15 protein-coding genes are annotated in these 13,665 nt (G+C 57.7%); 4 read left to right on the top strand and 11 right to left on the bottom strand.

The genetic code is table 11. From position 1 onward, the window contains the following. The first annotated feature begins 251 nt into the window (after positions 1 to 251). Genes IFT59_RS18905 through IFT59_RS18895 form a run of 3 tightly spaced genes read left to right on the top strand, consistent with a single transcriptional unit; the run spans position 252 to position 1,597 of the window. A complete protein-coding gene (locus IFT59_RS18905) occupies positions 252 to 737 on the top strand; it encodes a hypothetical protein (RefSeq protein WP_192087831.1) in 486 nt (161 codons plus the stop codon). Next, the gene (locus IFT59_RS18900; protein WP_206758576.1) at positions 724 to 1,206 is read left to right on the top strand and encodes a helix-turn-helix domain-containing protein; all 483 of its coding nucleotides are present in this window, start codon (positions 724 to 726) and stop codon (positions 1,204 to 1,206) included. The genes IFT59_RS18905 and IFT59_RS18900 overlap by 14 nt, the downstream gene beginning before the upstream one ends. After that, positions 1,193 to 1,597, top strand: a complete 405-nt coding sequence (locus tag IFT59_RS18895; protein ID WP_192087829.1) for a DUF6941 family protein — start codon at positions 1,193 to 1,195, stop codon at positions 1,595 to 1,597. Before IFT59_RS18900 ends, IFT59_RS18895 begins: the two co-directional genes overlap by 14 nt. A gap of 262 nt (positions 1,598 to 1,859) precedes the next feature. Here IFT59_RS18895 and IFT59_RS18890 read toward each other — a convergent pair whose 3' ends face one another. Together IFT59_RS18890 and IFT59_RS18885 are read right to left on the bottom strand one after the other, a co-directional pair. Then, entirely contained in the window at positions 1,860 to 2,330 is a 471-nt protein-coding gene (locus IFT59_RS18890; RefSeq protein WP_192087828.1) for a hypothetical protein, read from the bottom strand. After that, entirely contained in the window at positions 2,311 to 2,592 is a 282-nt protein-coding gene (locus IFT59_RS18885; RefSeq protein WP_192087827.1) for a hypothetical protein, read from the bottom strand. Before IFT59_RS18885 ends, IFT59_RS18890 begins: the two co-directional genes overlap by 20 nt. A gap of 672 nt (positions 2,593 to 3,264) precedes the next feature. Between IFT59_RS18885 and IFT59_RS18880 the strand changes: the two genes are divergently transcribed. Then, positions 3,265 to 3,570 (top strand): hypothetical protein, encoded by a 306-nt coding sequence (locus tag IFT59_RS18880; protein ID WP_192087826.1) that lies wholly within the window; start codon positions 3,265 to 3,267, stop codon positions 3,568 to 3,570. 13 nt (positions 3,571 to 3,583) lie between these two features. On the opposite strand, the gene IFT59_RS18875 is transcribed toward IFT59_RS18880, so the two are convergent. The 9 genes from IFT59_RS18875 to IFT59_RS18830 form a co-directional block, all read right to left on the bottom strand. Continuing rightward, the gene (locus IFT59_RS18875) at positions 3,584 to 4,105 is read right to left on the bottom strand and encodes a hypothetical protein (RefSeq protein WP_192087825.1); all 522 of its coding nucleotides are present in this window, start codon (positions 4,103 to 4,105) and stop codon (positions 3,584 to 3,586) included. A gap of 31 nt (positions 4,106 to 4,136) precedes the next feature. Continuing rightward, on the bottom strand, positions 4,137 to 4,868 hold the full coding sequence (locus tag IFT59_RS18870) for a peptidoglycan recognition protein family protein (RefSeq protein WP_192087824.1): 732 nt from the start codon (positions 4,866 to 4,868) through the stop codon (positions 4,137 to 4,139). Positions 4,869 to 5,867: 999 nt separating this feature from the next. Beyond that, positions 5,868 to 6,266 (bottom strand): DUF4376 domain-containing protein, encoded by a 399-nt coding sequence (locus IFT59_RS18860; RefSeq protein WP_192087822.1) that lies wholly within the window; start codon positions 6,264 to 6,266, stop codon positions 5,868 to 5,870. Beyond that, complete coding sequence (locus IFT59_RS18855) at positions 6,253 to 6,576, bottom strand: hypothetical protein (protein ID WP_192087821.1); 324 nt, start codon at positions 6,574 to 6,576, stop codon at positions 6,253 to 6,255. Before IFT59_RS18855 ends, IFT59_RS18860 begins: the two co-directional genes overlap by 14 nt. A gap of 14 nt (positions 6,577 to 6,590) precedes the next feature. After that, on the bottom strand, positions 6,591 to 7,478 hold the full coding sequence (locus tag IFT59_RS18850; RefSeq protein WP_192087820.1) for a hypothetical protein: 888 nt from the start codon (positions 7,476 to 7,478) through the stop codon (positions 6,591 to 6,593). Further along, positions 7,478 to 7,669, bottom strand: coding sequence for a hypothetical protein (locus tag IFT59_RS18845; protein ID WP_192087819.1), 192 nt, complete (start codon positions 7,667 to 7,669; stop codon positions 7,478 to 7,480). The genes IFT59_RS18850 and IFT59_RS18845 overlap by 1 nt, the downstream gene beginning before the upstream one ends. Positions 7,670 to 7,682: 13 nt before the next feature. Beyond that, a complete protein-coding gene (locus IFT59_RS18840; protein ID WP_192087818.1) occupies positions 7,683 to 12,299 on the bottom strand; it encodes a phage tail protein in 4,617 nt (1,538 codons plus the stop codon). 3 nt (positions 12,300 to 12,302) lie between these two features. Beyond that, complete coding sequence (locus IFT59_RS18835; protein ID WP_192087817.1) at positions 12,303 to 12,731, bottom strand: DUF6950 family protein; 429 nt, start codon at positions 12,729 to 12,731, stop codon at positions 12,303 to 12,305. After that, on the bottom strand, positions 12,728 to 13,354 hold the full coding sequence (locus IFT59_RS18830) for a hypothetical protein (protein ID WP_192087816.1): 627 nt from the start codon (positions 13,352 to 13,354) through the stop codon (positions 12,728 to 12,730). Before IFT59_RS18830 ends, IFT59_RS18835 begins: the two co-directional genes overlap by 4 nt. Between the last annotated feature and the right edge of the window lie 311 nt (positions 13,355 to 13,665).

Raw genomic sequence — 13,665 nt, 5'->3', positions numbered from 1 at the left:
ATTTTTAGACGCTCCCCGCACCGCCAACCTATATGCGATGATGGTCATGGGCTCCTAAACGAAACTTTGTGAGAACCTAGAACTCAAATTGAGAGCAATCGAATTCATCGGGGGGCATCCTTCAAAGGTCTCTGGTTGAGTCACCGCCGAGTGAAGGCACTGCGCTCGTAACCATATTAAAGTCGACAGACGAGAAATTTTCGATAAATCTTTCGGGGAAACTTATTGTTAACCAAATTTTGTTGACTTATATGGCAACGCTTGATGAACTGGTCGCGAACAGAGTACTCTTGCGGGAGAGGATAAAGCTTGGTCGGAAGGAGTTTGATGACAGAAAACTCTACGTGTCGCCTGAATTCCGGCTTTGGCTCCGCGGAACCGTCCCGCATTTGGAGCCATTCTATGAGACCAACATCAAACCGCGTATGCAGGCCTACGAACTTATCAAGTCTTTCATCATAGGTCGCCCGTTTCGAGGAAGTCGGCTGTTCAAACGTATGAGCCCTCGCAGCGACGACATATACGAACTGAGAACACCTGATTTGCGTTTTTTTGGCTGGTTTCCTGCGGTGGACGTATTTCTCGCCGTTAAAGGCGACGACTTTGAGACCCTCAAGCTCGATGCGAGCCTCTACGAAAAACATAGGCTAGAAACTAGAGCATTTAGAAATGACCTCGATCTCAACGACCCAAAGTACAACGCTGGAGCAGGAGAACACAACGTTGTTTCCTGTTGATTTTGACGACGATATGTTTTCCCTACCTGATAACGAAATCGCGGCGGCTGAGTTCGTTGCCGCTATCGGTCGCGAGTTTCAGTCGGCTTTCTTACAACGCAAGTTTGATTGCAAACTGACACAGCAGGGGGTTGCAAACTTGATGGGTGTGGGGAGGTCACACGTTCACCGTCTCCTTTCAGGCCACAATAATATGACTGCGGAGACAATGGCAGCGTTTGCCCTTGCGTTACGGGCAACACCTAAATTTACGTTGCTTCTGGACGATATCGATGGCGTAGAACGATCGAATTATTTTACGCTTTTCACCGGCAGTACAATTACCGGGGAAGCTATGCCGGTCAACAACTTTACAATAACCGCACCGCCAGTTACTCGCGTTGTTGTATATCCTAACCCTTTACCGACTGCTCCACACGTTAGTTCTGAAGCTCCGGCACTTTTAGAGGTCCACCGTGCGAATTCATAACCTTACCGTTTGCGACAATATACGGGTTGAGGACAACGGGAAATTTATTCTAATCGGTGTTTACACAAACGCGATCCTGTTTCCGCAGTTGCCTGCTCAATTTAACTTCAATATTTGGGTTCTACTTGAGGCTGAACAATTAGGGAAATCGAACTTTGCGTTCCGGGGCCGTATGCCAGACTTTGATGTTGATTTGTTTGAGATCACCGGTGAGATAAACGCAGTAGACCTAAACCAATGGACCCCAATGGCGTTCGGTGCTCCTGTGCTAATCGGGCAACCTGGTAAGGTGGCTATTGAAGTAAAGTTCGATGGCGGCGAATGGGAGCTTTTGAGAACGATGAATATCGCCAGGGGGCCGGTACCGTCACTTCCCAGACCGCCCCTATAGCGTTTCAGTGATCGCGCTTTTGCTCTTCTGGTTGCCAAGTTCAGTCGGCAACTTGGCCGACGTGTAAATGATGCCCTGAATTGGCAGTGCGGCTGTCTATTCAATCGAGAAGCTGGAGTGCGTCGCAACTCTGTTCGACGAGACTGTTCTCTCAATCGGTACTCAGCTTGGGAAGCTTCGAGAACAAGCAGGAAAATCAAGCTAACGTTACACCAGGAGAAAGCCCCGTCAGGTTCCAGCCGGCGGGGCTTTTGCCACGGCGTCAGGGATAGAACTTCGTCATCGTTGTCCAAAGTGGGTGGCACCGATGGAACACCTGCACGAAACTGTTCTGCCGGACCTCGCCGGCCGGCATCGTCAACCGCCAGGGTCCGACCCGCTGCGTCCCCACAGCCCTGTTCGGGCTTGACGTATCATCCGGATCCTTGACCGGGATCATTGAGATCCGCTCGAAGTCATTTGCCTCGCTTCCGCGATACCAGGCGATCCCCATGTACTCGCAGTTTCGGAGCTTTGTGAACTCAGCGCGAACCATACTTGTCTCTGACGTGACCTCGTCGACGCTCAGGATTGTCAGCTTGCTCAGCACTGGCCTGTATCGTGTCTCAAGCGCAGGCCCGAGGACAAAGAAGCAGTAGATGGCGCACATGATCCCGATCGTGCCACAGAATGCTTTGATCAGGGCAAGGCCGCTTGGCAGCGGCACGGCTGCCTCAAGGAGATGGCGGGACATTGAACCCTCCTTTCACGATGAAGGTTAGTATGGTTGCGATGAGAGGGCCGAAGAAGGCGATCAACAGCCATTTGCCGATGCTCCAAAGGCCTTTAACCGACTCTTCGATACGGTCCTGGTTTTCCTCGAAACGCTTGTCGCGTTCATCGCGAACAGCGCTCTGCGTCTTCAACAGGGCGACCTCATTCGTCAGAGCGGTAAGGCTGGATGCGAGCTGCGTGTGATCCTTGCGCAGCATTTCGGTGCTGTCGGAGCTAGTCATGTCGTCGGAAACCCCACAGCTAAGAATGGCAGAAAAAGCGAAGTCGGCAGGTGTTGACTCATGTCAAAGAATTAGAACATAGTAAGAACGAACTGCCGCATGAGGCCGGCAATCAACATCCTATTCGAAAGCGAACACGTGCCCCGTGCGCGAGCGGGAACCCGTGTCCGATAGCCAGACGAAACCTGCCATGCCGCTTCCAACTCTCCGAGACTACCGCGCAGAGACAGTCGAGATGGTCTGCACTCCGTGCGCACGACAGGGCGTGTTCAGCCATAAGAGCCTGGTCAAGAAGTTCGGGGCGGACGCCGAGTTCGTCCAGATCCGGCGGGCTCTGGCGATGGGATGCGAGCACGCCGGGACCGAGAAATGTCGAGCAAGGTTTCCCTGCCTTCTCAAAGCGAAAATCCTCTGGGAGCCACGCCGATGAGTGACGAGACCAGGGCAGTCCTAAGCGGACCAACAACGCTCTACGTCCATTGGTGCTGCATACCGTCATGCAAGCAGTGGGGCGGCTTCGGTTTTTCGAGCAATCGCGGTGAGCCGCAATGGTGGTGCTGGGAGCACTACCCCCACAAACCGAACCAGGCGCGCAGCGAAGCGGCCGAGATCGCCGAGATGCTACGATGAGCGTCTCAGCAGAAACGAACAGTGTAAAAGCGTGAGATTGTCATGACGAAATCAGACACGAATGCGGGCTTCAAAGCCTGGTGGGACTTGCTCTCAGACGAAACAAAGGCGGGGATTGATCGCCGCGTAGCGTGGATGGCATTCGTGGCAGGCAGCAGACACCGGATGTACCCCCCAAAGAACACCTATCGTTTTCGCGCCGGCCGTTGGATCGTCACTGTCACCGCCGACACCGTCGAAGATGCCCGTATGAAGGCTGTTGAGAAGCTGGACCAACGGGCGGAAAAGTTAGGGGCCACGCCTCCGCCGAGCGGGTGGCCCCTAACGAAAATTGCAGGCTCGGCATAAACAGCCGACGTTATCAGGACGGCTGCTTTGGCAGCAGATCTGCGACCTTCGACATGATGATATCCTGCAGAGCGTCAGGCGTGACGCCGAGCCTCTGAAGCGCTTCGGGGTTCTTTTCCTCGACATACTTTGTCGCGTCTCGAAGCATGGCACTAGTGACGGCCGAGGCGGTCACGCTGGCGATCGCACCGCCGGTGATCCCGGATCTTGCGATCGCGAACTTCAGAGCGTTGGCCGCTGAGTCGTGGAGAGCCTGACGCAGCTTAGCTTGGATATCGAGCTGCTGCTTTTCGTCAGCCACCCTCAGCAGCGAGATCAGACGCGCCGAGATCCAGGTGATCAGCACGGGACCTACGATGGAACCGAGAAGAACGACGAGAGGCTGGACGATAGCCCACAGGTCGAACCAGATGGACGAGCGGGCGATGACGGGCGTCGCCTCCTGCGCATACGCCGGGTGGAGCGTGAGTGCTAGGACGAAGAGGACAGCGAGCAGCGCAAAGAGACGCGCCGCAATCATATCGATGCGAGTCATTGGAAGAGTTCCTTGTTCTGAGGGGCTGATTTTAAAGCTTGGACTGCACCATGGCGCGCATGTGGTCGCCGATCGCGATCGCGCCTTGGATCGAGCCATCGAAAGGCAGGCGTGCGATATCCCACTTGCCTTTCTGCTTGATGCCAAGGTTCGTTTGCACCTCGGCATGGCTGAGGACTGTCTCGCGGCTGACCTTGATGCCATAGCGTTTACAGAGCTGCGCCAGGACGTTTGACAGTTCATCCCATTGGACGCGCGTGATCGGCTGCTTGCCGGCACTGAACGGGATTTCGATGGCGCCAGCCATGCCGCAAAGCGACACCCCTATAAAACCGGTGTTGCAGTTCAGCGTGTGAGCTGCATATCCGGACTTGGCTTTCGGAAGGCTATTTAGATCGATCGACGGCACGCCGCGGACGTGTTTGCCGTCGCCCTCGATCAGGAGGTGGTAGTGGGAGCGATCGAGGTCGCTGGCCTTGTTCTGGCCGGCCGTCCAGTGGAAAACGATGCCAGTGATCGTTGCGTCCGGCATCCATGCTGAAGGGATCACCTTCTCCCTCGTGTCGATTGAGGTTGTCGGGACGGCTGGAGGCAGAGAGGTTGGATGCGACGCCACCAGGCCGCGTAGCTTCTCCAACTCGTCGAGTGCGGAGTTGAAGGCGTCGTCAGCCTCTTTGCCGTAATCGCCATCGGCGCCATATTTCGGTAGCGAGAAGCCAAGCAGCAGCATGCGCTTCTGCGTCTTCTGCAGAGTCGGGTTCATGTCGGTTTTCCTTGGAGATGCCGCGTTTCGAGACAGCGGCTGTGGATGTTTAAGAAGCGTTAAGGATAGCGGCGCTCGTTCTTGGTACGGGGGGCGCAGCAGTGCTTTGATCGCCGAACAGGAGAATCAGATGCGCAACCTGTCCACGCTACTTGCGATCGTCGCAGCCATCGCTGCAGTGCTTTACGTCGCTGCAGTTCTCATGAGTTACTGGTGAGCGAAGAAGCCGGTTGGCTTTGCCAGCACTTCGGCTAATCTACGCTTGCCATCGAATTTCATTCGGGCTGGTAGCCGGAGGTCTAGCGTTGCGGACTGCACTCTCGGGTGTGCGCTAGACCTCTGCGCTAGGGCTAGATCTAGCCATAGCAAGCCAAGCGGACGATCGGTACGGTTCTGTCACCGTGGCGTTCCCCTCAATGCATGCACGGTAGAGGCTCGGCGTCGGTAGTCCCTTCCCTTCCACAGGCTCCGGGCCTCACTTTCCGTCAGTGATATCCAGCAGTTGTCTAGGTGCCACTTGGCTGCTTACTAAGCATCAACTGCCTTCCGAGGGACGGGGGTAGTTCTGGAGAGCCGACCGCGCCGCCGCAACGTCGGCTCTCCTTCAAATCATCACAGCTAGCGAATCAGTATACCGCTCGTTACATTTTCCGTGCCGCGGCAGGTTCGACAGTTGCTGCGGCAGAGGCTCGGCGCTGGGTCTCCAATTCCCTACAGTTAGCGCCGAGCCTCACCTTCCTCGATCGCTAGCGCGAGTGCCTGATGCTTCGTTGAAGGTTTGGGAAATGCGCCTACATCCGCATGATGGATGTTTTCGCCCGACTTCTAATTCGTATGTCGCTGTGGATAAGGCATCCGCCGTCCCGGCAGCAGATCTACATCATGGCGATCGTGGTTGTTTTGGCCGCGATCGTTGTTGGTATCGAGTGGCTCGGCTACTGGCCGGACTGGATGCGAGTAGACAAGTTGCCTCGATCGCCCGGTCTGACCCGGTGATTTCTAGCTCGGCCAATGGTCATTGCTCGTAAAATCAACCGGGATCGGCTCCATCGCCTTCAGCGCCCAGCTGGCAGCATAAAGCGCGGAGACGTATTCCGCCGACTGCTGCCATAGGGACAGGACCTGAGCCGGCGTCAGCTCATGGTCAACGTTGCCGCCATCGCGAAACGTTGTTGTTGTCTCCGTATCGCCGGAGGCCAGCCGCAGCTGTGCGGCAAGCGCCAGGCTCATCAGGTTACGGGCATCCTCGCCTCGTCCAGTCACATGCACGCCATCAATGATCTTACCGGCCTCAATACGACGCTGGCGTTCAGCGTTGACGGATGCCCCCAACGCGGCACTAGCATCGGCGGCCTTCTTTTCAATGGTGACAAAGGTATTCGGATCAGGCGTCCACATTGGGAACCTCCAAAGTTGGATCAGCAGGGATGTCGAGTTGGCCGTCTGGCGGGTTCTCAAGAGGTGTCGGGAAGGCCACTCTCTGGGAAGGCCGTGGGCCATGCGGCAAGACAAGCGTCAGATGGATTTCGCCATTGATGCGCTCGACAGGGCCGGTGATCCATTCGCACGGCACGTTGCCAGCCGGAATGGTTGCGCCATCGGGAAGCGAAACAAAGCTGAACAGCTTGCCGTTGATCCGAAGCTTGTCCCCGTTCTTGATAACCTCAATTGTGCCATCTCTGCGCTGCGGTGAGAAACTAACTCGCATGATGATTTCCCCTCTTAGAACCAACGACCGATGGCTACGACACTGACGCCCGTCACGACCACACCTGAAGACCCCCAAGCGCTATTCTTCGTCGCTCCGACATTCCCATTGGAGGCAGCTTGAGTTGAGCTGTAGACCAAGGAAACCGATGTGCGATCTGCGGGCGTTGTCCAGTAAGCGGACTCCGATGGCAGCGTGACGAACAGGCTATAGGAAGCGCCGCTCAGGAATGCCGCGGGAAAAGTCCACGTCGTTTCTGCGAAACTCGTGTTGCCCTCGATCCTGCTCAGGGACAGACCGCCGACCTTATTGCGCCAGCAAATCTGCGTCCCATCTGCGTACCTGACATACTCACCGTTCGCGTTACTGCCACGCTCGACGATGGACCCTGTCGGCACGCCTCCCGATTGTGCAACGGTCCCGACGATGTCGCGAAGGGCAGCCACGTTTGCGCCGGAAGAAGCGAGGAATTTTCCCGCCCCTCCGGACAAAGCCAGAATGGCTCGGGCATGGGCGGTTATATCAGTCAGGGCTGCGACACCCGCTCCAGTAAAGTACGCCAGCTTGTTTGCCGCGGTCGCTAGCCCACCGAGCGCGTAGAGAACACCGTTCCCAAGCGTATCGAGGACTGCCCGAGCGGCCCCCAACGCTCGCGTTGCGTCGAGCGTGAACCGCACCTCGTAGGACGAGGCGTTTCGGGAAGCGCCGGCCCAAGGGTATGCAAGCGTCATTGAGGTGTTACTGAGCACGGCCGCAATCCGGACGTCTTGACCGGCAGCCCAGAACAGGTCTCCCGCTTGCAGACCCGATGTAAGCCACGTCGTGCCCTGGCCGGAAACTGCGGTTTCATTCGTGTTAACGGTCGCAGTGCCGGTGGAGTAAGTTGACGGAGGTGTGGCCATCAGTTTGCCTCCGGCTCGTCGACAGTCGCCGCCGAGCTTTCCATCTCGGCGATACGGGCTTGCTGTTCGGCGATGATCTCTCTCGCCTCAGCAACCCCCTGCGCAAGGACCAGGTTACGGTTCTGCAGATGGGCGTTCATCGCCCGCAGTTCTTGAAGTTCGACTTCAGGACTGATCCTGACGGTGCTCATTTGCGGATCTCCGTTAAGCATTGGATTTTTTGTCCCGTTTGGCTGCGATCGAGCGCCGGCCGATGAGGGCCGAGCCCGATAGAAGGCGCGCGGCGATGGAGTAAGTGCGGACACCGCTACCGGTATCGACCATGTATTTGAGGTGAGCGACTTGAAGTTCTCCGAGTGAAGGGGAAAGGATCTGCGTATCGACCTCGTCCACACCGTGCCTCAATCGCACCTCAACAACTGTCCCCGCTGCCTGACCTTGGCAGCGAACGACGGCGTCTACTTCGTGCCAGTCCACCGAGTCCTTATCGATGGTTACCCCACCTAGTGAGGTGAGTGTTGACGCCAACGAGACACTCTCAACCGACGCAAAAAATCGCCTTTCTCCAACGGCGTTTTGCGCGATCGCACTCGTGAGGACAGAGTTGTCCTTGAACGTGATCTGGTCTGTTGTGATGTTGCGGATGTAGGCCGACTGCAGGTATGCGCCGTTGGCGTCGACAGCGAATGGCACCGTCTTGCCGCTGTTGGCAATCAGAGCAAACCGCTGGGCCTCTACGAGAAACTGGGTTGGGTTTGCGGGATCTGATGGAACGTCTATGTACCATGCAGCTTCGCGATAGCTGCCGGTATTACCATAGCGAGCGCGAGCGCCAATTCTTGCAAAACCGTTCGGCCCGGGCTGGACTTCCATTTTGAACTTAGCGTCGGCCGTGACGTCCGCGACTGTGGCCGACAATGCTGTGAGTGCTGACGCCTGTGCCGAGATCTGACCGCCCTGATCCGAGACACTGCTCGATAAAGCGTTCAGCGCCGAGCTATTCGCCTTGCCCGCCACGCTGGTTTGCAGGCTGGAGATAGCTTGGCCCTGCGCAGTGATCGCGTCTCCCTGTTGGCTGACCGTATTCGACAAAGCGTTGAGAGCAGAGGCGTTTGCCTTCCCGCCGACCGTGTTCTGGAGAGAGGCGAGGGCCTGACTCTGTGATGTGATCGCATCTCCCTGCTGGTTGACGGTATTTGCCAGGGAATTCAGGGCGGAGGCGTTCGCTTTTCCGCCGACGGCATTCTGAAGCGAGCTGACGGCCTGACCCTGCGAAGTCAAAGATTGACCCTGCTGGCTCACCGTCTGCGACAGCGACTGAAAGGCGTCAGCGTCGGCCTTATCGTCCAGGTCGTTTTGGAGGGAGGTGATAGCTTGCGAACTCGACGCGATAGCACCTTCAGTGGCCACAACCCGTGTGGTCAAAGCAGACAGCACCTCGCCGGACGCAAGCCCTGGCAATGCAGCTTGCACCTTGGTAACCGCGCTGGCTACGATTGACAGCGAGGCATCGGTCGCTTCGATCTTGGTCGATAAGGACTGGGAAGCCTCCGCCAGAGATCCTCGAATAGCCTGCCGATCGAGAAAGTTTGCGAAGTCCTGATCTAGAACCTCGGCCGACAGGTTCATCAGCTCGTTACGCAGCGCCGAAACAATTGCGCCTTGGCTGACAACGCCGCCGCCCCCGAGAGCCTGAACCTCAGCTGTGAGCTGCTGAAGAGCCGTGACGGATGCTTTCCCCGCGACCTCAGTCGTTAGAGACAACAATGCCTGGCCCTGTGCGAGCACACCGTCTTCGAGGTTTTGGACGGAAGACGACAGCGTCGAGACGCTCTGCGAGAGCGCCGTCACGTTGCCGTCGACGTCCGAGAGGAGCGCCTGCAAGGCGCTGATGCTCTCTACAGAAGCAGCGTCGCCTGTAGCGCGAGCTTGCTGCTCTGCGAGCAACTCGGCACGCGAGGCGCCTGGCGATGGCGCTCCAATCGAGATGAAGTCGATCTCGAAATACGCCGTGCTCGTTTGCGCCGTCGAGAGATCGAGCCGGATCTGATCGACCGTCCCGGTCCACGGAAGGTCGAAGGTGATGACACCAAAACCGTTTGCATCAAAGGTTGGCGCAGCGACCGCGACGCGACGCGCTGCGTCCCAGGTCGTGTCGGACAACCCCTTCCACCAGCATAGGCCTTCCCATGTCGGGCCTCCGGTTCTCCGGACACGGGCGCGCACCTGCCGATACTTGCTGGCATCGACGCCAAGACCAGTTGCCGATACGACATAAGGATCGCTCGCGTGATCGGCTGGACGAAGATAGCCATTCGAAACCGCAGGCGCACCGTTTCCGATCCAACCCTCGCTATTGGTATCGAAGAGCCAAAGTTTAACGGGATCGAACTGACTTGCCGTTGCGACCGACAGCAACCCGATTTGTGCAGCCAGCGCATTGTCGCGACCGACGCTGGCTGTTTCGATCACAGTTAGGGCCGCACTTGTCGTGCTAGACTTAACCTCAAGCGAGGTGATGCGTTCGACTATCCCGCCGTCCTGGCCGGTTGCAACATTGATCCGCTCATCGAACTCTGCATAGACGTCGTTCAGGCGCTGCGTAATCGAGCGACGGAGTTCTTCGCGTTGCGTGTACTGGGCGTAGTCGGCATTGGCCGCGTAGTCTCGAATGCTGGCTAATTCCTCCAAGACGGCTCGGTAGCGCAGAGACGCCTCGATCGCGCCTTCGACCCGCGCTGCCTCTTCAGCAGAAAGGGCAGCAACACGAGCTTGTACCTCCGCAACAATCGCTGCTGCGTTGGTATCGACCTGAACGCCGAGACCTTCATCCATCCAGCTGTTCAGCTGCTCAAGCGATGCGACGATATCGGCTTCAAGGTCCTCCAGTGTTAGGCGAGTATCGAACGTGGTGACTGGAAGCCAATCGGACCAGTTCGTCTTGCGTGCCGTGAACGGAACGTATTTACCCCGAGCCTCATAGTCGGTGCTCGGCAGACACCACCCGCCCGAGAGCAACCACTCGTACGGATCGGCATACGGAGTCTGGTCGCTGTCGAAGACGACGTTCCCGGTCACGCTGTTACGGACCTGAACCCACACCTTCATGACGTCGTCGAGACCATCTGCGCATTCGACCTTGATGGCGACACGGCGCGGGTTGCCGTCGTTGTCGTCGATCGATGCGGGCTCAACTGACCAACCGTCCATTTCTTGAACGGGCGCCTCGATACGGCCCATCCAGCCTTCGGAGGTCGGCAGCTCGAATTCAGGCGACCAGTCATAGTCGGCCGGATCGATTTCCTTGATCGTCACGAGCTGATTGAGCGTCATCTCGCCTTCAATCGCGAGGATGACGAACTTCTTGTTCTCGTAGCCGTTGCGTGCCGACGTCCAAGATATGACGTCGTTCGGTTCCAACACCCACGCCTGCGGAGGCAGATAGAACTGATGCGTCCGGAAGCGACGTTCTTCCTCGATCATCATGCGCATCAAGCGCTGGACCTGGCGCTTGTAGGGGACGGCCGGGAACTGGACGTCGGCCGGCAGGACGCGGTTGCCGTCTTCGATTTCCAGCGACGGACGGTAAAGCGTCGGCGCATCCTTCGATGCCCACTTTTCGTCGGGTTCCGGATAGCTGGCCTTGATCGCATTGACTGTAGCATCGAGACCGGGGAACGGCTCGAAGCTCTGATCTTCCGTCACAATGATATCGTCGTCGGAGATCGCAAAGACGGCCGCCGCGAATGCGCCGACGTGGATCTTGAACGAGCCACCGTTTTCAGCCAGGCGCGCAGCGCAGCCGGCGCGCAGGTCGTCGATCACATCGAGCGGTTCCATGTCGCCGGTGATCTCGTATCCGCCACGAAACTGCGGTTCGCTTGGCTGTCCCGTGATGCGGATAAGACGCGACGCCTCTTGAGCCGCCGCGATCCAGTTGGACGCAGGGAGCCTGGAGGCAGCGAGATCCTGACCGCCAAACATCCACTGGTCGTTGTACTTCAGGCCACGGATGATGTTGTAGATCAAGACCGGCAGGTTGGTGGATGGTTCATAGGTCGCCGGAACGCCCCACCTGTGCGAGCCATTGCCGCCTGCGCTCGAATCCTTCCTGAGGTCATAGAGCTTGAGCGGACCCAGCTCGAACACGCAGGTCGGCGCACCGCCGAACATGTCGCGGTTGAAGCGGAATGTCATGACTGCATACGGGCAGCCACGGCCAATCATCGTATCGAGGAACGGCCGGTTTGGATGGTTGCCGAAACGCGCGCGCAGATAGGCGTTCGGCTGCGTCTGCGTGCCGTCATAGAACTTGATCCATGCGTGGTGATCTTTGCTAAGAGCACCCTGGAACTGATAGATCGGGAAGCCGCGGGACGTTTCTTCGTCCCACATGATCGTGCACTTCTCGTCGTCGATCCACAGGCCGTCGAGACCTGACACGGGCATATTGCCAAGCTCGATGACGTCGACGAACATTGCATTAGGCGTTCCGCCGATATCGCCATAGGTGCCGGCATACTTGCGCTTGCCCGCCGTCGCGTATCTCCCGATCGTCGTCGAGACAGGCAGGTCGTCGCCCATCTGGATTTCCAGCTTGACGCCGACGGCCTGCTGTTTTTGCTTTTTCGCCGTCATTCTCTGGAGAAGAGTCGACGCAAGATTAAGCGCTACCGTCAACAGAACCTTGGCGATCAGCGACCCGACCGCGCCGAGCGACGACAGCAGCGCCGGGATCGCGAGAAACACCGGGCCGGCATGCGCCGGGTCCGCCAGAAGCCAGAAGCCTATGACGTTCAGAAGAAGGACGAAGATTTTCATGGATTACCCGACCCGGAACGCCCGGTCTGCAGAAAGGCGATCGACAGTTCCGATCCCGGTCTCTGTCATGGTGATGACGCGCTCGCCGTTGACGACGCCGAGGCTGTGCTTGAACTGGGTGTCGACAGGGACTGTGACGATATCGCCCATCTGCGCTTCAGATGGATGAGCGTATTCTGGAAGATAGTCCGCCAAGAGATCAGCGACGTCATCAAAGCCGAGTTTTCGGATGAGCCGATATGCAGATGCGGCGTCGCTGAACTGCTCAGCGTATTCTTCGCCGAGGCGCACGCCGGTGAGTGCATGCACAGTGCGGGCGCCGAGGCCCAGCACGCAGTCATGACCTTGCCAGTCAAATGGCTGGCGCCGGATTTCATCAATGAGCGCGTGGAACTCGGAGATCCACATTGGTTTGCGGTGCAGCTCGATCATACCGCCTGCCCCCATGGAATGCGCCAGGTCTTTACGGTGTTCGCATACTTGCCCCACTCGTCGCCGTCGCGCAGCTTCTGCGCCTCGTAGGACGACTTCGTGTAGTTCTTGCGGGTCAGCATTGAGATCGCATCCGAGACGCAGCGGATGGTCACCAAGCCTTCCCCACCAACCGAAGGCGTGTCGATCGGCGAGCCATCGACTTCACCGAGGAAGACGAGCTGCGGCGTTCCAACCGCCAAGCGCGTTGCGGGATCGAGCAGCATGTCCCAGATCTCGACCTTGCCCAGCCGAACATCATAGCCGCGGACCAGTTGCTGAACGGGCTCAGCAAGCTGGCTGATGCTGACAGGGACTGTCTGGATGGTCAGGTCAGACACGCGCGGGATTGAGCCCACTTCTAGGTTGACGCCGCCGTAGAACAGCCGCGTCGATGACTGGCTGTCGACGCCGGACGTGACTGTGATGTCGACGTTCTCATCACCAGTCCAAAACGAGACTGTCTCCGAGACGGTCGGGTGGCCGAATTCGCGGGCAGTGACGCTCACCAGTTTGCGCGGCACGATGCCTCGCTCTGGCGCGTCGGCTAACGCGGCCATGAAATCAGGATCTACATTGCGCATTCGGAAATCCGTCGCGGCGATCGAGAGATTTGATTATTACCGTGCAGCCAGTCCCAAAGATCGTCAGCCTGGCGATGAAGGTCGCATTCGGGGGAATGTGCGTCCACGCCTCCACTTGCTGACCGGACGAAGGGGCTCCCACCTTCATCGAATGACACCGAAATATTTTGAACCTCTCGGATCTCGCCTAAGGTTTTGCGATACCGTTCGGCAGATGCTGCCATATTTAGAGATGCGACGGCCGCCACAGGCGCAAGGCCGAGGGCCGCCAGGAATGACCTACGGTTCATGATACTATTCCTTGGATTTGA

Origin of the sequence: Rhizobium sp. CFBP 8752 (assembly GCF_014842035.1) — a bacterium.
GTDB classification, from domain to species: Bacteria; Pseudomonadota; Alphaproteobacteria; order Rhizobiales; family Rhizobiaceae; genus Neorhizobium; species Neorhizobium soli.
This window is presented reverse-complemented; position numbering and strand designations above follow the sequence as displayed.